Annotated in this window: 18 protein-coding genes; 3 read left to right on the top strand and 15 right to left on the bottom strand. The window is 73.9% G+C overall.

Annotation, left to right across the window (positions count from 1 at the left end; translation table 11 throughout):
- Nucleotides 1–97: 97 nt before the first annotated feature.
- From ACWCHM_RS10985 to ACWCHM_RS10965, 5 genes are all read right to left on the bottom strand, one after another.
- The gene (locus tag ACWCHM_RS10985; RefSeq protein WP_454222319.1) at nt 98–409 is read right to left on the bottom strand and encodes a MazG-like family protein; all 312 of its coding nucleotides are present in this window, start codon (nt 407–409) and stop codon (nt 98–100) included.
- Nucleotides 410–532: 123 nt separating this feature from the next.
- Nucleotides 533–1,165 carry a hypothetical protein gene (locus ACWCHM_RS10980; protein ID WP_204960674.1) on the bottom strand — a complete coding sequence of 211 codons (633 nt, stop codon included), beginning with the start codon at nt 1,163–1,165 and terminating at the stop codon, nt 533–535.
- A gap of 12 nt (nt 1,166–1,177) precedes the next feature.
- Nucleotides 1,178–2,980: a DUF4012 domain-containing protein gene (locus tag ACWCHM_RS10975; RefSeq protein WP_454222318.1), complete on the bottom strand. Its 1,803-nt coding sequence runs from the start codon at nt 2,978–2,980 to the stop codon at nt 1,178–1,180.
- Nucleotides 2,981–3,064: 84 nt separating this feature from the next.
- Nucleotides 3,065–4,291 carry a glycosyltransferase family 4 protein gene (locus ACWCHM_RS10970; RefSeq protein ID WP_454222317.1) on the bottom strand — a complete coding sequence of 409 codons (1,227 nt, stop codon included), beginning with the start codon at nt 4,289–4,291 and terminating at the stop codon, nt 3,065–3,067.
- A 157-nt stretch (nt 4,292–4,448) separates the two neighbouring features.
- Nucleotides 4,449–5,906, bottom strand: a complete 1,458-nt coding sequence (locus tag ACWCHM_RS10965; protein ID WP_454222316.1) for a polysaccharide biosynthesis tyrosine autokinase — start codon at nt 5,904–5,906, stop codon at nt 4,449–4,451.
- A gap of 188 nt (nt 5,907–6,094) precedes the next feature.
- Between ACWCHM_RS10965 and ACWCHM_RS10960 the strand changes: the two genes are divergently transcribed.
- The gene (locus ACWCHM_RS10960; protein WP_454222315.1) at nt 6,095–7,972 is read left to right on the top strand and encodes a polysaccharide biosynthesis protein; all 1,878 of its coding nucleotides are present in this window, start codon (nt 6,095–6,097) and stop codon (nt 7,970–7,972) included.
- A gap of 49 nt (nt 7,973–8,021) precedes the next feature.
- Here the strand turns inward: ACWCHM_RS10960 and ACWCHM_RS10955 are convergent, their stop codons facing one another.
- The 10 genes from ACWCHM_RS10955 to ACWCHM_RS10910 form a co-directional block, all read right to left on the bottom strand.
- The gene (locus ACWCHM_RS10955; protein ID WP_204960670.1) at nt 8,022–8,225 is read right to left on the bottom strand and encodes a hypothetical protein; all 204 of its coding nucleotides are present in this window, start codon (nt 8,223–8,225) and stop codon (nt 8,022–8,024) included.
- The gene (locus tag ACWCHM_RS10950; RefSeq protein WP_421488287.1) at nt 8,222–8,566 is read right to left on the bottom strand and encodes a hypothetical protein; all 345 of its coding nucleotides are present in this window, start codon (nt 8,564–8,566) and stop codon (nt 8,222–8,224) included. Before ACWCHM_RS10950 ends, ACWCHM_RS10955 begins: the two co-directional genes overlap by 4 nt.
- Nucleotides 8,563–8,970, bottom strand: coding sequence for a DUF1622 domain-containing protein (locus ACWCHM_RS10945; protein ID WP_204960668.1), 408 nt, complete (start codon nt 8,968–8,970; stop codon nt 8,563–8,565). Before ACWCHM_RS10945 ends, ACWCHM_RS10950 begins: the two co-directional genes overlap by 4 nt.
- A 32-nt stretch (nt 8,971–9,002) precedes the next feature.
- The gene (locus ACWCHM_RS10940) at nt 9,003–9,590 is read right to left on the bottom strand and encodes a TMEM165/GDT1 family protein (protein WP_204960667.1); all 588 of its coding nucleotides are present in this window, start codon (nt 9,588–9,590) and stop codon (nt 9,003–9,005) included.
- Nucleotides 9,591–9,917: 327 nt separating this feature from the next.
- Entirely contained in the window at nt 9,918–10,889 is a 972-nt protein-coding gene (gene egtD / locus ACWCHM_RS10935; protein ID WP_454222314.1) for an L-histidine N(alpha)-methyltransferase, read from the bottom strand.
- A gap of 41 nt (nt 10,890–10,930) precedes the next feature.
- Nucleotides 10,931–11,698 carry an ergothioneine biosynthesis protein EgtC gene (gene egtC, locus ACWCHM_RS10930; protein WP_204960665.1) on the bottom strand — a complete coding sequence of 256 codons (768 nt, stop codon included), beginning with the start codon at nt 11,696–11,698 and terminating at the stop codon, nt 10,931–10,933.
- Nucleotides 11,699–11,714: 16 nt separating this feature from the next.
- Nucleotides 11,715–13,052, bottom strand: a complete 1,338-nt coding sequence (gene egtB / locus ACWCHM_RS10925) for an ergothioneine biosynthesis protein EgtB (RefSeq protein ID WP_281897221.1) — start codon at nt 13,050–13,052, stop codon at nt 11,715–11,717.
- Nucleotides 13,049–14,284: an ergothioneine biosynthesis glutamate--cysteine ligase EgtA gene (gene egtA / locus ACWCHM_RS10920; protein WP_454222313.1), complete on the bottom strand. Its 1,236-nt coding sequence runs from the start codon at nt 14,282–14,284 to the stop codon at nt 13,049–13,051. The genes egtB and egtA overlap by 4 nt, the downstream gene beginning before the upstream one ends.
- A 141-nt stretch (nt 14,285–14,425) precedes the next feature.
- The gene (locus tag ACWCHM_RS10915; protein ID WP_204960662.1) at nt 14,426–15,214 is read right to left on the bottom strand and encodes a hypothetical protein; all 789 of its coding nucleotides are present in this window, start codon (nt 15,212–15,214) and stop codon (nt 14,426–14,428) included.
- 16 nt (nt 15,215–15,230) lie between these two features.
- Nucleotides 15,231–15,854 (bottom strand): RNA polymerase sigma factor, encoded by a 624-nt coding sequence (locus tag ACWCHM_RS10910; RefSeq protein WP_421488282.1) that lies wholly within the window; start codon nt 15,852–15,854, stop codon nt 15,231–15,233.
- A gap of 499 nt (nt 15,855–16,353) precedes the next feature.
- On the opposite strand from ACWCHM_RS10910, the gene ACWCHM_RS10905 reads away from it, so the two are divergent.
- Together ACWCHM_RS10905 and ACWCHM_RS10900 are read left to right on the top strand one after the other, a co-directional pair.
- Nucleotides 16,354–17,754, top strand: a complete 1,401-nt coding sequence (locus ACWCHM_RS10905; RefSeq protein WP_204960660.1) for a serine/threonine-protein kinase — start codon at nt 16,354–16,356, stop codon at nt 17,752–17,754.
- A gap of 113 nt (nt 17,755–17,867) precedes the next feature.
- Nucleotides 17,868–19,130, top strand: coding sequence for a nucleotide sugar dehydrogenase (locus tag ACWCHM_RS10900; RefSeq protein WP_204960659.1), 1,263 nt, complete (start codon nt 17,868–17,870; stop codon nt 19,128–19,130).
- The last annotated feature ends 7 nt before the right edge of the window (nt 19,131–19,137 follow it).

The following is a 19,137-nucleotide window of genomic DNA, read 5'->3' as shown; positions in this document are numbered from 1 at the left end:
GGTGCCGCCGGTCACGGCGACCGGGGTCGGACCGGGCGATACCGGACAACCGTCGCACCGGCGCTGGGGGCATACCACCCACCCGGGCCGCAGGTGGTCAGGTGGTGATCCGGGACTCGACCTTCGCGGCGCAGGCGGCCACCACCGACCGGGCGTCCAGGCCCAGGCTCTCGATGGCGACCAGAGCGGTGAAGACCACGTCGGCCAACTCGGCGGCCACCTCCTCGTGGCTGTGGGTGACCCCCTTGCGGGGGTTCTGGCCGAGCGCGCCGATCCACGCGCCGGCCGCCTCCCCGACCTCCTCGCCGAGCTTGAGGATGCGGCAGGTCAGCTCCGTCTGGTCGGTGCCGTTCGCGGCGTCCAGCCAGGCGCGGGCGGCACGGGCCGCGTTCCAGATCACCTCGTCCACCCGTCCAGTGAACCGGACGGGGGTGACGGTCCGTGCGTGGGGGCGGTCACGGCACACCCGGGACGGACGGTGCCCGCCGGACCGGATGGTCCGACGGGCACCGGGTACCGCAGCGGTTCCGGGTCAGCGGGTCATGCCGAACCGTTGGCGACGCCGCCAGCCGAACGCGGTGAGCATCAGCACCACACCGGCGCCGACCAGCCCGCCGCCGACCTTCAGCGGTGTGCTCAGGTTGTCACCGGTCACCGGCAGGTGCGGGTGCGGCTTCTTCTTCGGCAGCACGGTGATCGTCGTGCTGGCCGTACGGCCCGAGGTGCGCCCCGTCGCCGTGAAGGTGATCCGCCCGACGTCGCTCGGCCGGTAGCTCACGGTGAAGTTGCCGTTCGCGTCGGTCTGCGCCGTGAAGTGCCGCGGCGCGGGCTGCGGCTGCGAATAGTCGACCTTCACCATCGCGACGGTGGTGCCGTCGCTGCGTCGGGCCGGGGCCTGCCCCGGAACGGCCGCGGCGAGGGGCGCCACGGTGACGTCGATGTCGACGATCTCGTTCGGCCCGAAGCCGGTGCCGGTGAGCACCACCGTCTCACCGAGGAAGATGGTCGTCGGGTTGGCCGTCAGCGAGGGCGTGACGGGCGGATACGGTGGCGGCTGCGGCGTGCTGTCGGCGGGTGGCTGCGGCTGAGCAGCCCCCGCGGCGGTCGGCACGGCCACGATGGCCAGACCGACCGTCAGCGCCATGAGAATGCGGGATAGCCGCATGATGGTCTCCTCCTACTGTTTGCAGCTAGGTGCGGGAACTACTTGGGTGGTCCATGGGGTGGCGGTCGGTGTGTGCCACAGTTCGGGGGTGCCGGTGGTGTTCCTGCCGGTGAGCAGGTCCACGTCGAGGGTCCGGGTGGCGCCGGGGGCGACGTCGACGGTGGCGATGACCACCTGCCGCCGACGCTCGATCCCACTGCCCAGCGAGGTCGGTTTTCCGTCGACCCGGGCGCTGAGCACCGTGCCGCCCGCCGGGCTGTAGATGGAGATCAGGGTCCGGGCCGTGTACGGGTCACCGGCCATGCCGAGGCCGAGCACGGACTTGGCCAGACCCGAGTCGGGGGCCGAGGAGTGCAGGGTGAAGCGCAGCTTGAGCTGCCGCCGCCCCTCGTCGGCACAGTCACCGGCGGTGAGGATCGCCGTCGGCCGCAGGTAGTAGCCGAGCTTCGCGCCGCTGCCGTCGTTGAGGAAGACCCCGACGGTCGGGGTGCTCTCCTGTTCGGGAAGCGCACCGGCGAGCCGGGTGTCGGCGAACGTCCGCTGTTCCGTGGATCGGGCACTCCAGAACAGTATCCGTCTTTCCGTGATGGAGCGGTCTAAAGCCGACAAAAGCACTCTTGGGTTGACCTTCTTCGTGAGGAAGGCATCGAACACCGCAGAGGCCGAGGCGGCGAAGAAGGCGTCCTGCCCGGTGTCGTCGCGGCCCTGGTAGGCATCGCTGAGCAGGGTGCGCACCACCTGGGTGCTGACCAGGGTGGCGTCGCCGGGCACCTGCACCGGGCCGGTGGCCTGGAGCAGGTAGGACAGCATCACCGGGTCGACGGTCAGCACCCCGTCGACGGTCACCCCGCTGTGCCGCCGGTACATCTCGCGGTAGAGCTTCGCGGCGGCCGGGAAGTTCGGACTCAGGTTGACGTCGGCCGGATAGATGCCCGGCAGGTCGGTGTAGAGCCGGCGCACCTCGTCGTCCACCCGCAGCGCGGGGGTGAACCGCCCGAACTGGGCGCTGGTGCCCTGCTCGCGCATCCGGATCCGCCCGTCGTCGGCGTGGATCACCGCGTACGCGCCGAACATCCCGCCGGTGGCGCGCAGCTCGGCGAGGTTCTGCGAGAGCAGCAGGTAGGTGCGGGGACCGTCCGCGCCGAGCAGGGCGGGCAGCACCCGGGCGCCCCGGTCCGCCGCGCCGGTCAGCCCGGCCAGTCTGTCGATCTCCGCCCGCAGCTCGGTCAGCGCCGTGCCGAGCTGACTGACCAGGTCCTCGGCGGGTACCGCGTCGAGGCCGGCCCGGGACCGGCGCACGGCGGCGTCGGCGGCGGTCAGGTCCGCCGAGGCGGCCCGCAGCCGGGCCAGGTCCAGCCGTCCCTCGGTCGGCACCAACGTGGTCAGGTCGGTGCGCAGCAGCGCCGGAAACGCCTCCCGGGCCAGGTCGTCGATGGCCACCGCGATGGTCCGCACGGCCGCCACGTCGTCCCCGGCGTACGGGGTGTGCCGGGCGAGCTGCCAGCCGGGGTCCCCGGTGGCGGTCCGGGCCGCCCCGGCCTGCTCCTGCAACGCCGCCAACGTACGCCGGGCCCGGTCGAGGTCACCATCGACCACCTGGGTGCTCAGCTCCCGGGCGAGCCCGGCCGCGTTGACCAGGTGGGCGCGTGCCTGCCAGCCGCGGAACCCCACCCAACCGGCGGCACCGAGCAGCACCGACCCGACGACCAGGCAGACCAGCAGGGCCCGGCGGACCCGTCGCCGGGTCCGCCGCCGTAGTCTCCGTCGGCCGCTGCGCGGCCTACCGCTCTCCGCCACCCGTTGCCCCGCTCTCACTTTCGGGCGATATGACCATTCATGAGCTTTGTAGCACGAAAAATACCGCTGTCATGCTGTTACCGAATTTTCGTACTTGGGTCACTACGCCAGGGATTTCCCGGCAGGCACCCGGGGGGACGCCACGTCCCGCAGCAACGACTCGATCCGGTCCACCCCGGCCCGCAGCGACATCTCCCGCAGGTAGGTCTCCCGCCCCCGCCGCCCCATCTCCGCCCGCGCGGGCGGTGGGATCGTGCTGGCCAGCCAGAACCGGTCGGCCAGCGCGGCCCAGTCCTCGGGCGGGCAGGACAGCCCGGCCCGGGCCCGCTCCACCAGCGCCGCGGTGTCACCCCCGGCCGAGGCGACCAGCGGGGCGGCACAGGCCAGTGCGGACTGCACCTTGCTCGGCACCGTCCCGTTCAGTTCCGGCAGATCCCGCAGGGTCACCAGCTGGTAGTCGGCGGCGGCGTACAACTCGGGCATCTCCCACGGCGACCGCCGGTCGAGGAACCGCACGTTGCCGGCCCCGAGGTCGCCGGCCAGCCCCCGGACCCGCCGTTCCTGCGCCCCGGAGCCGACCAGCACCAGATCCATCCGGTCGGGCAGCGCCGCGGCCGCCCGGACCGCCGTCTCCAGGCCCTGCCGTTCACCGATCGTGCCGGCGTGCATGACGACGCAGCGCGCGTCCCCACGGACCAGCGCCTGGGCGGCCCGGCCGGCACGCACCGGTTGGAAGATCCGCTCGTCGGTCCAGTTGGGCACGGTACGCACCCGGTCTTCGGCGACCCCGTCGGCGAGCACCAGGTCCCGCATCGAGGGGGCGGTGACCGCCACCGCGTCGGCCGCCCGCAGCACCCGGCGCATGGTGGTGGTGATCCGCCCGGGTCGCTGCGGTTCGGCCGCGGCCTCCCCGGTCCAGAGATCCTGCACGTGCAGCACGGTGGGCACCCGGCCGAGCAGCCGCAGCAGCCCGGCCACGGCGAAGCTGGTCGCGGGGAACTGGAAGACGTAGAGCACGTCGACGCCGGCCAGGTAACGCCGTCCGGCGAGCGCCGCGCTGCCGGCGAAGGAGAGGTAGCCGGCCATCCGGGCGGTGGGCGAGGCGTCGCCGCCGGCATAGCGGGGCACCCGCCGCACCGTCAGCCGCTCACTGTGGGTCAGATGCCGCCAACGCTGCCGCCACCCGGGATAGACGTGGCCGCCGGGATAGTCCGGGAAGCCGGTCAGCACCCGCACCTCGTGTCCGCGCCGGGCCAGCTCCTCGGCGAGGCTGCCGGGGATGAAGGCCGGTTCCGGCGGGAAGTGGTACGACAGGATTCCGACCCTCATCGCCGCGCTCCCCCCTGCGTACCAGCGAGGTGGTGGTGACCGGCCGGCCGGCCGGCGCGGCCCCGGGCCGGGGAGCGACGGCGGACCGTCGCCCCCGACCCGCGGGGTCCGCGCGTCGCCCCACCCGCAGGCGACCCGGCCGGCCCGGCGGCGGCACTCATCGCGGCAGCCGGGTGAGTTCCTGCGTACGGTCTGCGGCCGGGTGCAGCCCCTGGTCGTCGCGGTGGGCAGCGGTGGCCCGGTCGGCAGGCACCGACGCCGGCGACGCGGTGGCGATCCGGTACGCCTCGTACTGGTAGGCGTCCGCACGGGCCACCTTGGCCATGTTGAGCACACACCCGAGCAGTCGCACCGACACCGAGTGCAGGGACCGGGCCGCCGCGGCGGCCTGGGCGCGCGAGGTACGCCCCTGCTGGGTGACGAGCAACGCGCCGTCGGCCTGCACGGCCACCACCACGCCGTCGGTGACGGCCAGCAGAGGCGCGGTGTCGATCACCACGATGTCGGCGGACTCACGCAACGACAGGAGCAGGTCGGCCATCGACTTGGACCCCAACAGCTCGCTCGGGTTCGGCGGGGTCGAGCCGCTGGGCAGCACCAGCAGGGACTTGTCGCCCCAGCGCTGCACCACGTCACCGACCTGGACGTCGCCGACGAGCACGTCGGTGAGCCCGACGCCGCCGTCGACGCCGAGGTAGTCGGCGACCTTGGGACGACGCAGGTCGGCGTCGACCAGCAGCACCCGCCAGCCCGCCTCGGCCAGCGCGATCGCCAGGTTGCAGGACAGGGTGGTCTTCCCCTCCCCCTGCAACGCGCTGGTCACCGCGATCACCCGGGCCGGCTCGTGCACGTCCACGAAGCGCAGGTTGGTCCGCAGCTTGCGGACCGCCTCCGCCCGGGCCGAGGTCGCCGCCTCGCCGACGATCAGTGGCGCCGCCTTGGCCCCCTGGTCGAACGGGATGTCGCCGAGCAGCGGACTGCCGGTCGCGCGTTGCAGGCCGGCGGCGTCACGCAGCCGGACGTCGACCATGCCGCGCAGCACGGCGAGCGCCACGCCGAGCAGGAGCCCGACCAGGACGCCGAGGGCGAGGTTGCGGTTGGGCTGCGGGGAGACCGGGCTGGCGCTGACCCGGGGGCCGCCCACCACCTCGATCCGGGTCGGTCCGGCCTTGCCGTCCGAGGTGGTCTCGATCTTCGAGACCAGCTCGACGAACTTGGCCGACAGCGCCTCGGTGACCTTCATGGCCCGGGTCTGGTCGGTGTCGGTGACGCTGGCCCGCAGCAGCACGGTGCCCGGCTCGGTCGAGGTGGCGACCCGGCGTTGGATGTCGTCGGCGGTGAGGCCGAGGCCGGAGTCGGCGACCACGGCCTGCGCCAGACGGTCGCTGCGCAGCAGGTCGGCATACGACTTGACCCGCTGCTGGAGGAAGAGTTCGCCCTGGTAGGCGTTGCTCACGCCCTGGTTGGGGGCGGTGACGAAGAAGGTCACCGAAGCCACGTACCGGGGCGCCGTGCGGACCGTGACCAGCGCCGCCGAGCCGACCGTCAGCATCAGCGTGACCAGGACGATCCACCAGTGTCGGCGGACCAGGCGCAGGCAGGTGCGGACGTCCATCACGCCCTCCGTTCCGGCGGAACGGCCAGCTGGTGAAAAAGCACGAAGTCTCCCTAGGTTCCTATAACGGCGTGAGAGTATCTAAACGCAGCGAGTAGTCCCTTAAGTTGCAAAAACAACGTATACGATACAAACCGCTTGTCAGTGCCGAATCCTCGCAATCACGGAACAAAACGCAGAGGACGCCAATGAACCACGTAGACCCCCGGCCCGACGACGACCCCAGCCAGCGGCGCGACTGGGTCACGCGACGCGCGAAGGCCCTGTCCTTGCTAACGCTCGACACCGCTTCCTGGTGCGCGGGTTTCCTGGTCGCCTCCTGGGCCCGGTACGAGTTCGGCATCACCCCCCGGCAGTGCGCCCTGGCCCTCGGCGCCGCCGGCGTGTGCGCGGTGATCCACGCGGCGCTCGAACAGGTCCGGTTCACCGCCCGGGGCCGGCACCCGGTCGGCAGCGTCGGCGAGGCCCGCGACCTGGGCGGGACCGTCGCGCTGGCCGCCGCCGTGGCGCTGGCCGCGCTGCTGCCGATGGCCGAACGGCCCATCCCGGCCAGCGTGCCGATCCTCGGCGCCGCCGTGGCGTTGCTGCTGATGGGGGCCGGCCGGGTCACCTACCGGTGGCGGCGCGACCGCGACGCCCGACCCGCCCGCTCGGCCGACCGGACCCTGATCTACGGGGTCGACGCGGCCAGCGAACGCCTCGTCCGGGTGCTGCTCGGCGACCCGACCAGCGGATACCTGCCGGTGGGACTGCTCGACGACGACCCCGAACGGCAGGGACTGCGGGTGGCCGGGCTACGGGTACTCGGCGGCCGGGAGCAACTGATCCAGGCCGTCCGCAGCACCCGGGCCGGCACGGTGATCTTCTCGATCAACGGCTCGGACGCCGAGCTGATGCGCGACGTCCGCAGCCGCACCCTGCAGGCCGGTGCCGCGTTCAAGGTGCTGCCGCCCGTACGCGAACTGCTGGACCGCCCGGTCACCGCGCACGCCGTGCGCGACCTGCAACTCACCGACCTGCTCGGACGCGCCCAGCGGGTGGCCGACCTGCCGGTGGAGCGCAACGGGCTCGCCGGACGCCGGGTCCTGGTCACCGGCGCGGGCGGCTCGATCGGCTCCGAGCTGTGCCGGCAGATCGCCCGCTGCGACCCCGGCGAGCTGATGATGCTCGACCGCGACGAGTCGGCGCTGCACGCGCTACAGATGTCGCTGCACGGCCGGGCGCTGCTGGACGGGCCGGAACTGATCCTCGCCGACCTGCGCGACGCCGACCGGATCGCCCGGATCATCGCCGAACGGCGGCCCGACATCGTCTTCCACGCCGCCGCCCTCAAACACCTCACCCTGTTGCAGCGGCACCCGGGCGAGGCGGTCAAGACCAACGTCCAGGGCACGCTGAACGTGCTGGAGGCATGCCGCGACGTCGCCGAGTTCGTGAACATCTCCACCGACAAGGCCGCCAACCCGATCAGCGTCCTGGGCTACTCCAAGCGGATCACCGAGCGGCTGACCGCGCACTACGCCGAGCGGTACGGCGCGGCGTTCCTCAGCGTCCGGTTCGGCAACGTGCTCAGCAGCCGGGGTTCGGTGCTCACCGCCTTCCAGGCCCAGGTCCGGGCCGGGCTGCCGATCACCGTCACCCACCCGGACGTGACCCGCTACTTCATGACCGTGCAGGAAGCGGTGCACCTGGTGCTCCAGGCAGCCGTCGTCGGCCGGGGCGGGGAGGCGCTGGTGCTCGACATGGGCGAGCCGGTACGCATCGCCGAGGTGGCCCAGCGGCTGGCGGCCGAGGCGGCCCAGCCCCCCGAGATCGTCTACACCGGCCTGCGCCCCGGGGAGAAGCTGCACGAGGACCTGTTCGGCGTCGACGAGATCGACAGCCGGCCGCTGCACCCGCTCATCTCCCACGTCCGGGTCCCCGCGCTCGACCCGGCCGGACTGGCCGGGCTCGACCCGTACGGCGACCCGGACGAACTGGTCAAACGACTCGCGGCATGCTGCGACGGGCACCTCGCCCGGGTCGACGACACCGCCCGGTTGTCCACCCTGCCCTCACCACGCTGAACCCACCGTCCGCCCGGTGTGTGCCGCCGGGCGGACGGTGGCCGGCCGGTCAGCGGCGTCGCCGGGCCGCGTCGTCCCGCTCGTCCGGTTCGGTCGCCTCCAGCGCCTCGGTGGCCGACCCGGTCAGGTCGTCACCCGGCACCGCGACCGCCTCGGCCCGGTCCTGCTCGTCGGGGCGTCCACCCGGCGGGGGTTGCGGAGCGGTCGCCCCGCCCGCGAAGCCGTACTCGTTCGGCTCGTCGTGCCGGCTCATAGCGGAATCCTTCCGTCACACGTCCGGTTCGTGCCCTGCTGCCCCCGGTGGGGATGTGCTCGGCTTACCCACGGCGGGGGGTCGGTAGTCGGCGGCGCGGCCGGCGACGCCGGGGCGAGACCCGACCAGAGCATCCGGCGCAGCACGACGACCGCGACCGCCGATGCCAGCGCCGTCCAGCCCGGCCCGCCGGCCAGCCGTAGCAGGCCCGCCGCGACCAGCAGGTCCAGCAGGACCCGCAGGGCGGTCCGCCAGGATCCGACGGTCAGCAGCACCACACCGCCGACGCCGAGGGCGAGCGTGCTCACCACCGTGGCGAGCAGCACCGCGAGGTCGGTCATCCGGGGGTCCCGCCACTGCCGCCCGACGCCGGCTGTGGGTCGGGGCGCGGCCCGTCACCGGCTTCCACCTGCCGTTTCTCCTGGGCGATCTCCCGGCGCAGCACCACGTTCAGCGCGGTCCGGATGGTGGCGATCGCCGCCAGCTGACCGAGCTGGGCGAAGGTCGGTGAGACCGCGGTCCGCAGGATGTCCGCCGCGAGCTGGAACTCCAGGCCGAGGGTGAGGAAGCGGCCGAGGGAGAGCCGGATCGGGGTGAACACGGCGGCGCTGCGGTGCCGCAGCCCCTCGACCACGATCCGCAGCGCCGCCCAGAGCGCGCCGACGACGATGACGGCCGCGCCGATGGTCTCCACGACCCCCACCACGACCGCGTCGCCGTGGCGCAGCAGTTCGTCGACCCCCACCGGGTGGCGTTACCCGCCCGCACCGCGGCTAGTCAGGACAGCTCCCGTACCGCCTCCAGGATCAGCCACAGGCCGCAGATGGCGAAGAGCACCGCCGCGCCGTACCGGATGGTCCGCTCCGGCAGGTGCCGGCCGAGCAGCCGGCCGACCAGGATGGCCAGCGCGTCGGCAGCCACCATGCCCAGCGTCGAGCCGAGCCAGGTGCCGAACCAGCCGTACTTGGTGGCCAGGGTGATGGTGGCGAGCATCGTCTTGTCGCCCAGCTCGGCCAGGAAGAACGCGACACCGACGGCGACGATGGCGGACTTGCCGGTCTTCTCCGCCTTGCGCTTCTCCTCCTCGGTGAGCTTGTCCCCGCGCAGCGTCCAGACGCCGAAGCCGAGGAACGCCAGGCCGGCGACCAGCGAGATCCACCCGGTGGGCAGCGCCGCGTTCAGGCCGACCCCGATCGCCACCGAGGCCAGGTGCACGATCGCGGTGGCGACGGTGATGCCGATCAGCACCGGGACCGTCTTGAAGCGGGTGGCGAACGTGAGCGCCATGAGCTGGGACTTGTCCCCCAGTTCGGCGACGAAGATGACGCCGAAGCTGACGACCAGCGCGACGAGGAAACCGTCCATGAGTAACCTTCCCGATCAGGCCGGGAGGAGGTGACGGGGCGACCTCGACCCGGCTGTGTTGACAGCCCGAGTCGAAGGTCTCGCCCGCCCCACCGTTGGTGGGGCCGCGTGGCCGGGTGCGGAACGCACCAGTGTGTCGACCACGACATTGGGGGCTACTCCCCTTCGCGCGGTCAGCCTAACCGACCGCCCCGACCGGCCGGTGTGCCGGGTGCGTCACGTCACCCCGGAGGGTGCCCATCGACGCCCCGACGCACCGGGCCGGCGGTGTCGTCACCGACGGTCGGGCCCGGTCGGCGGCGGACCGGCCGGCCTGACCGCCGACGGTCAGGCGGCGCGGGCCAGGGTCACCCCGAACAGGCCGGCCGGATCGGTCCAGAACTCCGTCGGCAGGAACCCGGCCGCCGTCAGCTCCGCGCCGATCCCCGCCGGCCGGAACTTCGCCGACACCTCCGTGCGCAGCTCCTCGTCGGCGGCGAAGTCGACGGTCAGGTCGAGCGCGTCGACGCGGACCCGCATCGGGCGTCGGGCCCGTAGCCGCATCTCGATCCACTCCTGCGTCGGGTCCCAGCGGGCGACGTGGGCGAACGCGTCCGGGTCGAAGTCGGCGGCCAACTCCCGGTTGATCACCCGCAGCACGTTGCGGTTGAACTCGGCGGTGACCCCGGCCGCGTCGTCGTACGCCGGGACGATCACCGCCGGGTCCTTGACCAGGTCGGTGCCGATGAGCAGATGGTCGCCCGGCTCCAGGGCGGAGCGCATGGCCGCCAGGAAGTCGGCCCGCTCGGCCGGCACCAGGTTGCCGATGGTGCCGCCCAGGAAGACCACCAACCGGCGGCCACCGGTCGGCAGCCGGTCGAGGTGCCTGGTGAAGTCGCCGACGATGCCGCGTACCCGCAGCTGCGGATAGTCGGTGGCGATCTGCGCGGTGGACTGCCGCAGCGCGCTCACCGACACGTCCAGCGGCACGAAGGTGCCCAGCCCACCGTGCCTGGTGAACGCGTCGAGCAGCAGCCGGGTCTTCTCCGACGAACCGGAGCCCAGCTCGATCAGGGTCTTCGCCCCGGTCGACGCCGCGATGTCGGGTGCCCGGACGGCCAGCACCGTCCGTTCCGCCCTTGTCGGGTAGTACTCCGGCAGCCGGGTGATCTCCTCGAACAACTCGCTGCCCCGGGCGTCGTAGAACCACTTCGGGGGCAGCCACTTGGGGTCGGCGGCCAGCCCGGTCCGCACGTCGGACCGCAGCGCCCGGTCGAGGTCCCGTTCCTGAAGGTAGATCTCCAGCGGTTCCGCGCTCATGTCGTCCTCTCCCTGCATCGCGAAGGTGCTGTTGGGTCGGGTCAATCCAGCTCGCCGACGTGCACGCCGTCCGGTCCCGCCCGGACCCACCGCCGGTCGGGCACCTCCCGCCAGCCGGGCGTGTCGTCCACCGGTTCGGAGGCCAGCAGCGCCGTGCGGTCGTCGGCGCGCACCGACAACGCGTGCCCCCACACGCTCGCCACCACCGACACGCCGTCGGTGAGCAGCAGGTTCAGCCGTGATCCCGGGGCCGCGGCGGCCACCTCCCGGACGGTCGCGGTGACCGCCTCGGTCGGCGACGCGCCGGCCCGCAGCCGGTGCCGCACCAGCGCCCACAGCAGCGCCGAATCGGTCGGCGCGTCGAGGGTGAGCAGGTCCCGCACCGGCAAGCCGCCGGCCGGCCCGAGCACCGCGTCCGGCCAGCCGCGCACCACCCCGTTGTGGCTGAACAGCCACCGTCCCTCGGCGAAGGGCGCGGCGGCGCTCTCCTGCACCGGCATACCGACGGTGCCGGAACGCACCGCCGCCAGCACCGCGCCGGAGCGGGTCACCGCGGCCAGCTCGGGCAGCGTCGGGTCGGACCAGATCGGGCCGGCCCGGCGGTACCGCACCGGGTTCCGGGTGCCGCCGGCGTCGCCAGCGGCCGTCCCGTCGGGATACCAGCCGACGCCGAAGCCGTCGGCGTTGACCGTCCCACCACCACGCATGTCCCGGGGGGCCCAGGACTGCCGGACCAGCGAGTGCGGCGGCTCGTACAGCAGTGACCGCAGGGTCACCGGGGGGCCGAGGTACGCCAGGTGCCGGCACATCAGGCGACACCGCCTCTCACCCGTGGGCCTCCTCGGGGTGGGCGTCACGGGCGCAGCGGAAACCGCTGAAGATCTGCCGCCGGATCGGGTGGTCCCAGTTGCGGAAGGTGCCCCGGCAGGCCGCCCGGTCGGTGCCGAACGAGCCGCCGCGCAGCACCCGGTAGTCGCCGCCGAAGAACACCTCGGAGTACTCCCGGTAGGGGAAGACGGCGAAGCCGGGATGGCCGTGGAAGGGGCTCGCCGTCCACTCCCAGACGTCGCCGATCAGCTGGTGTACGCCGAGCGGCGAGGCACCCGCCGGGTAGGCCCCGACCGGCGCCGGCCACAGGTGCCGCTGCCCCAGGTTGGCGTGCTCGGCGGTCGGCTCGTCGTCACCCCACGGCCAGCGCCGGGACCGGCCGGTCGCCGGGTCCCAGCGGGCCGCCTTCTCCCACTCCGCCTCGGTGGGCAGCCGTTTGCCCGCCCACCGCGCGTACGCCTGCGCCTCGTGCCAGCAGACGTGCACCACCGGCTCGTCGTCGCGTACCGGGGCCCACCGACCGAACCGCTGGTACGCCCAGCCGTCGCCGTCGCGTCGCCAGTGCATCGGCGCGGTCAGCCCGGCCTCGGTGCGGTGCCGCCAGCCGGCCGCGCTCCACCAGCGCGGGTCGTCGTACCCGCCGTCGGCGAGGAACTGCCGGTACGCGCCGTTGGTGACCGGCGCGGCGTCGATGACGTACGCGGGTAGGTCGACGGTGTGCGCCGGACGTTCGTTGTCCAATGCCCACGGGTCGGTCGAGGTGCCCATGGTGAACGGCCCCGCCGGCACCAGCACCTCGGCGGCGACCCGGGCCCGGGGCTCGGGAGGTGGGGGCGCGTCGAGCACCGGTGGCCCGGAGCGCAGTTGGTGGGTGGCGAGCATGGTCTCGTCGTGCTGCTGCTCGTGCTGCACGATCATGCCGAAGACGAAACCGTCTTCGACCAGCGGCCGGTCGGTGAACCGGATCCCGTCGAGCAGGTCGTGCACCTTGTCCCGCACGCTGGCCACGTAGGCCCGCGCCTCGGCCGGGGGCAGCAGCGGCAGGGCGGGGCGGTCCTTGCGGGGCTGTTTGAACGCGTCGTACAGGTCGTCGATGTCGCGGCGTACCGGCTCCCGCCCGCCGACATCGCGGACCAGCCACAGTTCCTCCTGGTTGCCCACGTGGGCGAGGTCCCAGACCAGGGGGGACATCAGCGTCGAGTGCTGCCGGACCAGGTCGTCGTCGTCGACCGCGCCGGTCAGGGCGTCGGTGCGGGCCCGGGTCCGGGCCAGTTCGGCGGCGATCCGGCTGCGCAGCGGCTCGGCCTGCGCGTCCGGTCGTTCGGTGGTGGTCACCGGTCTCCCCTCTCCGCAGCGGCGATCCGTCGGCGGATCCCGCGGTCGATCTCGTCGTGGGTCTCGGTCGGCAGGTCCGACGTCGGCAGCGTCTCCCGGGCCAGGTCGAGCAGGGCCGCGGCAGCTCTGGCCAGGGCCGGGTCGGCCAGCCCCTGCCGGGCGGCGGTGCGCCAGCGGTCGGCCACCGGCGCGGCGATCGTGCGGGCCGCCCGCACCGTCCGGTCGTCGCGCAGCAGCGCGGTCAGCACGGCCAGCGGAAGCGTCCAGTCCCGGCCGGGTTGGGCGTCGAGGTAGCGGACCTCCAGGTAGCCGCGCGGACGCACCGGTGGGAAAAGGGTGCTGACGTGGTAGTCCAGGTCGTCGGTGGTGGGCGGGTCGGGCAGCGCCCCGGCGATCCAGTCGGCGAACGTGACCCCGGGCGGCGGTGTCCAGTCCGGGCCGGCGTGGCGCAGGCAGAGCAGTGGCGCCGCGAGGACGTACTCCGTCCAGGCGGCGACCGGGTCCCGGTCCGGCTGGTGTACCGACCAGACCGGCCCGGTGCGGGCCGGGTCGATGTCCAGCCAGGCGGCCATCCGGGCGGACGCCCATCCGGTGGGCCGGCCGGCGTGCCGGTCGGCGGTGGCGAAGGCGGCCACCAGTGGTGGCCCGATCGCGTGCACCGCCGCCCAGCGCTCGGCCAGGCCGGCGGCCGGGCCGACGTCGAGGCAGACCTGGAGGCCGGCGGTGCTGTACATCATGGTCTGCCCGGCCGGGCCACGCCGGTCGAAGACGCAGCGCATCGCGCGGTAGCGCGGGGTGTCGACCACCGGGCGGGGGGCCCGCCACGGGTCGATGCCGGTCTGCCCGCGCACCAGTCCGGCACGGGCGAGCAGGGCGTCAAGTTCGTCGATGTCGGCCTGGGTGGCCGAGACCAGCGCGGCGACCGAGGATCGCGGCGGGGTGGACACCTCCACCTGGCCGCCCGGCTCGACGGTCACGGTGCTGCCGTGCCGCAGGGGGCGGGCCGGGCCGGTGTCGTCCAGGGTGGGTGGGCTGTGTGGCCCGAGTGCCGCTCGCAGCCGCGCCCGGTCCAGTGGTCGGGCGGGGTCGGCGGCGTCGTGGACGGTCCATTCCAGTTCGACGCCGGTGAGGGTGGGTGGCCCGGTCTTGAAGCAGATGCGGGCCAGATGCCCGGCCGCCCCGGCAACCTCGCCGAGCACGGTCGACCGGTCCAGCCCCGGCGACGTCACCACGAGACGGTTTCCTCCCGACGCAGGGTCCGGCCGTGCCGGCCGGTGGGCACGGCCGCCGTGGGCCCTCCCGTCCTCCATCTTCTGTCTCGGGGGCCGATCCCGCAGACCTGACGGGAAGAAATAATTGTGAAGCCTTTTCGACTAGTTCTTGGGGCCGGGCCCGCCGCCGGTGCCGGCCGGACCGCCGCTGGTGGCGGGTGGACCGGTGGTGGCGTGCGGGCCGCCCGCACCGCCGGGCGCAGCGGACGTTGGGCGCTGCGGGACGAGGGCGCGGCAGTACGCCTCCACCCGGTCGGGCCCACCTGCGGCGGCCACCAGGTCGGCAAAGCCGGGCCTGGTCAACGCCTTCGCCCGCTGCGCGGGCGGCTTGGCCAGGTACGCCCGGCACTGCCCGACCAGCCTGCCGGCGTTCGCCGGCCCGCCCGGAGCGGGCGGGCCGGGTGGCGCGGGTGGGGCCGAGGGGCCGCCGCCGGGCGCGGTGCCGCCGGGCCGCCGCGACGGGGTCTGCCGGGACGGCTCGGACAGGAACGGGGACGGCCGGACCGATCCGGTCCCGGTGACGGACGGGACGGGTCCGGGTGTCCGCTCGGCGGGACGGTCGAGGGCCACGGTGGCGAAGGCCACCCCGGCGGTGGCGGTGGCGGCCAGTCCGGCGATCCAGGCCACCACGCCGGTGGTCAGCCGGGGACGCCGCCGGCCGGCCGGGTCGGGCCCGGGTGCCGGCGCGCCCCGCGCGGCCCGGAACGCCGCCAGCGCCGCCTGCTCACCGGCGAACTCGTCGGGTCGCGCCGGTGCGGCGGCTGCGGCCAGCAACCGGGTGAGCGGATCGTCGGTGGACGGCGCGACCCCGGGCGCGGTCGGGCCGAGCAGCCGCTCGGCCTCGGCCCGGCTCACCCGCCGGCCGGAGCGGGCCGACCGGCGGATGTTCATCCAGTCTCCCCTCATGTCAGCCGTCCGCCGGCTCGGCCCGCGACGCGTGCGGCGTCGGCCGGGGGCGGGGCGGGGTGACCCGCTCGTCGTCGGACGACCGGGGGGCGTCGCCGCGTTCCAGCATCGCGGCCAGCCGGCGCAGCCCCCGGTGGGCGGCGGTGCGGACCGCGCCCGCCCGCCGGCCGAGCACCCGGCCGGCGGTCTCGGCGTCCAGCCCGATCACCGCCCGCAGCAGCACCGCCTCCGCCTCCCGGGGCGGCAGGGTGGCGATCAACGCCAGCGCGGACTCGGTGCCGATCGTCTCGCCGGCCCGCTCGGCGGTGTCGGCGTCGCCGGCCAGGTCGCTGAGGTCCTGGACGGGCACCGGCAGGGACGGGCGACGACGCTGCCGGCGCAGGTGGTCCATGGCCCGGTTCCGGGCAATGGTCACCGCCCAGGCGCGGAACTCCCCGCCGGTGAACCGGGACAGGTCCCGGGCGATCTGCAACCAGGTCTCGGAGGCCACGTCCTCGGCGTCCGGGCCGACGAGCGCGGTGAGGTAGCGCAGCAGGCCCGGCTGGATGCTGCGGTAGAGGACCCGGAACGACTCCTCGTCGCCGGCCTGCGCCGCCGCGACCGCCCCGGACAGGTCGTCGGTCACGGCCGGGCCGCCCCGCCGACCGACCCGGGCCGGCGGTCGGCGGACATGCCGCCACCCCGGCCCGACCAGCGGACCCCTTCGCGCACCTTCAGCCCCCCGCTGCCCCGCTCGCACCCGACACCGGAGGTCGGGTGACCCGTCGGGCACGCCGCCGGGAGAGTACGGCGTCGGGTCTGGGCGCGGTACCGGCACCGGGACGCGCCAGAGGGGGCAACACTAGGAGGCGGAGCGGGGCGCAGGCAAGCGGTCAACGGGGCGGAAAGGGTGAGATAGATCAATCTCGCTGGCGGCGCGTCGGAGTAACACCGATCACCGTCCGGACGCCCACCCGTGACGTCGGTCGGACCGGCCGCGAGGTCACGACGCGCGGCCGGTGACCACCCGTCAGTTGCCGGTGACCGCCCGTCAGATCGGTCCCCGCCGGGACCTGGACGGGTCGCCCCCCGAAAAACCGGAAGGGATATCGGCGTCTGCCGGACGGGAGCACCCTGGGTACGGTATGGGGGTGTTGTCATCCGAGGTCGTGCTCAGCGGTCGCTACCGCCTGGACGAACGTGTCGCCACCGGCGGCATGGGCGATGTGTGGCGGGCCACCGACCTGGTTCTCGGTCGCCAGGTCGCGGTGAAGGTGCTGCTGCCGGCGCTCGTCTCGGACCCCGACTTCATCGCCCGGTTCCGCGCCGAGGCGCGGATCATGGCGGCGCTGCGCCACCCCGGCATCGTGCAGGTCTTCGACTGCGGTGAGGACCGGCTCGCCGACGGCAGCCGGGCCGACTACCTGGTCATGGAGTTCGTCGAGGGCGAACCGCTGTCGCGGCGGATCGAGTCCGCCGGCCACCTGGACGTGGCCGAGACGATGTCGGTCGTCGCCCAGGCCGCCCAGGCCCTGCACGCCGCGCACGCCGGCGGCATCGTCCACCGCGACGTCAAGCCGAGCAACCTGCTGGTGCAGGAGGACGGCACGGTGGTGCTCGTCGACTTCGGCGTCGCCCGCTCCACCAATGTGACGAGCATCACCAGCACGAACGCGGTGCCGGGCACCGCCCTCTACATGGCGCCCGAGCAGGCGTCCGGCCGGCCCGTCTCGGCCGCGACCGACATCTACGCCCTCGGCGCGGTGGCCTACTGCTGCCTGACCGGGCAACCGCCGTTCACCGGGGACAACCCCCTCCAGGTGGCCGTGCGGCACCTCGACGACGAGCCGCCGGAGCTGCCCGCGGACATCCCGGCGGCGGTCCGGGCCCTGGTGGCACGGGCCCTGGAGAAGGACCCGGCGGACCGCTTCGCCACCGGCGCCGCAATGGCCACCGCCGCCCGCGTCGCCGCCGGTGACGACACCGCCGGCACGACCGCGCTGGTGACGCCGCCGTTGCGCGACCCGTCGGGGGCCGACGACGTCCGCGTCGGTGCGGTGGCCGACCAGCGGACCGTGGTCGGCTCGGGGCCGCGGCGGGGCCGGCGGGGCTCACTGGTCGGCGCGCTGGCCGCGGTGCTGGTGGCGTTGACGGCGCTCGGCGCGGCGTTGGGTGCCGCGAAGTCGCTCGACAACGGGGTGCCGAACATCCGCAGCACCGGGCCGGCCGTGGCGCCCACCGAACGGACGGAGGTCCCGGCGCTGGTCGAGGAGACCGGCTCCGACGAGTCACCGCGTCCGCCCCGGCCGACCAACCAGTACGAGAAGCCGTCCCCGTCGGTCTCGGTCAGCCCGACGCCGCTGCCGGACGGCTCGTCCCCGCCGCTGCCGACGAAGTCCGCGACACCCGCCCCGACGGACCCGGTCACCAGCGAGCCCGCCCCGTCGGACCCGCCCACCACCGGGCCGCCCGGAAGCGACCCGACGGCGACCCCGACCGAGGCGGGCGGCGGGGGCGGCACCAACCAGGTGCCCCCCGGTGTCTGACCGGTCGTCGCGGGACACCCGGAACACCCAGGACCCAGGAACACCAAAACGGACGTAGATCGCCATATCGCCATCTAGGCTCCCTGCAAGGACACGCTTGCAGGGAGCACCGGGTGAACGCACAGAAGCTGGTCGTCATCGGTCAGGGATACGTCGGACTGCCGTTGGCCATGCGCGCCGTCGAGGCCGGGCTGGACGTGGTCGGGTTGGACGTGGACGCCGACCGGGTCAAGCGGCTCGCCTCCGGCGAGTCCTTCGTCGAGGACATTCCGGCCGACCGGCTGGGCCGGGCCCTGGCCAGTGGGCGGTACCGGCCGAGCACCGAGTACCCGGACGCCGAGGGCTTCGACATCTGCGTGATCACCGTACCCACCCCGCTACGCGACGGGGTCCCCGATCTGAGCTTCGTCGAGCAGGCCGGCACCGCCGTCGGCCCGTACGTCCGGCCCGGCTGCACGGTGGTGCTGGAGTCGACCACCTACCCGGGGACCACCGAGGACCTGCTCCGGCCGCTGCTGGAGGCGGCGAGCGGGCTGCGTAGCCCTGGTGACTTCCACCTCGGTTACAGCCCGGAGCGGATCGACCCGGGCAACCCGACGTGGCGGCTGGAGAACACCCCGAAAGTGGTGTCCGGGGTGGACGCGGCGTCGCTGGAGCGGGTGGACGGCTTCTACCGGCGGCTGGTCGAGCGGACCGTGCCGGTGGACTCCACCCGGGTGGCCGAGCTGACCAAGCTGATCGAGAACACCTTCCGCCAGGTCAACATCGCGTTGATCAACGAGCTGGCGATGGCCTCCCACCAGCTGGGCATCGACGCCTGGCAGGCCATCGAGGCCGCCTCGTCCAAGCCGTTCGGGTTCATGCCGTTCCGGCCCGGCCCGGGGGTCGGCGGGCACTGCCTGCCGATCGACCCGTGCTACCTGTCCTGGCAGGTCAAGCGCACCCTGGGCCGGCCCTTCCGGTTCATCGAGCTGGCCGACGACATCAACCACCAGATGCCCGAGCACGTGGCCCAGCGGGTGATGGCCGGGTTGAACCGGATCGGCCGGCCGGTCAACGGCGCCCGGCTGCTGCTGCTCGGGCTGGCGTACAAGAAGAACACGGGTGACATGCGCGACTCGCCGGCGGTCGACGTGGCCCGCCGGTTGCAGGCGCTCGGCGCGGACGTGCACGCGGTGGAGCCGTACGCCGAGCCGCAGCACATCCCGGGCGGGGTGGTGGTGGTCGACCTGACCGCGCGGGAGGTCGCGGCGGCCGACGCGGTGGTCCTGGTGACCGACCACGACAGCTTCGACTACGACCTGGTCACCCGGCACGCCCGGTACGTCTTCGACACCCGGGACCGGTGCCGGGGCGCGATGGTGGAACGGCTCTGACCGTCGC

The sequence above is a fragment of the Micromonospora sp. SCSIO 07396 genome, from assembly GCF_053667945.1.
The sequence above is the reverse complement of the archived record's forward strand: the minus strand, read 5'-3'. Positions and strand labels throughout refer to the sequence as shown.

Excerpts from the sequence above, each read along its gene's own strand:
- ACWCHM_RS10980 (WP_204960674.1), bottom strand. The coding sequence starts at position 1,165 with ATGCGGCTATCCCGCATTCTCATGGCGCTGACGGTCGGTCTGGCCATC.
- ACWCHM_RS10955 (WP_204960670.1), bottom strand. The coding sequence starts at position 8,225 with ATGAGCCGGCACGACGAGCCGAACGAGTACGGCTTCGCGGGCGGGGCG.
- ACWCHM_RS10970 (WP_454222317.1), bottom strand. The coding sequence starts at position 4,291 with ATGAGGGTCGGAATCCTGTCGTACCACTTCCCGCCGGAACCGGCCTTC.
- egtD (WP_454222314.1), bottom strand. The coding sequence starts at position 10,889 with ATGAGCGCGGAACCGCTGGAGATCTACCTTCAGGAACGGGACCTCGAC.
- ACWCHM_RS10960 (WP_454222315.1), top strand. The coding sequence starts at position 6,095 with ATGAACCACGTAGACCCCCGGCCCGACGACGACCCCAGCCAGCGGCGC.
- ACWCHM_RS10915 (WP_204960662.1), bottom strand. The coding sequence starts at position 15,214 with ATGAACATCCGCCGGTCGGCCCGCTCCGGCCGGCGGGTGAGCCGGGCC.
- ACWCHM_RS10940 (WP_204960667.1), bottom strand. The coding sequence starts at position 9,590 with ATGGACGGTTTCCTCGTCGCGCTGGTCGTCAGCTTCGGCGTCATCTTC.
- ACWCHM_RS10950 (WP_421488287.1), bottom strand. The coding sequence starts at position 8,566 with ATGACCGACCTCGCGGTGCTGCTCGCCACGGTGGTGAGCACGCTCGCC.
- egtC (WP_204960665.1), bottom strand. The coding sequence starts at position 11,698 with ATGTGCCGGCACCTGGCGTACCTCGGCCCCCCGGTGACCCTGCGGTCA.
- ACWCHM_RS10965 (WP_454222316.1), bottom strand. The coding sequence starts at position 5,906 with ATGGACGTCCGCACCTGCCTGCGCCTGGTCCGCCGACACTGGTGGATC.
- ACWCHM_RS10905 (WP_204960660.1), top strand. The coding sequence starts at position 16,354 with ATGGGGGTGTTGTCATCCGAGGTCGTGCTCAGCGGTCGCTACCGCCTG.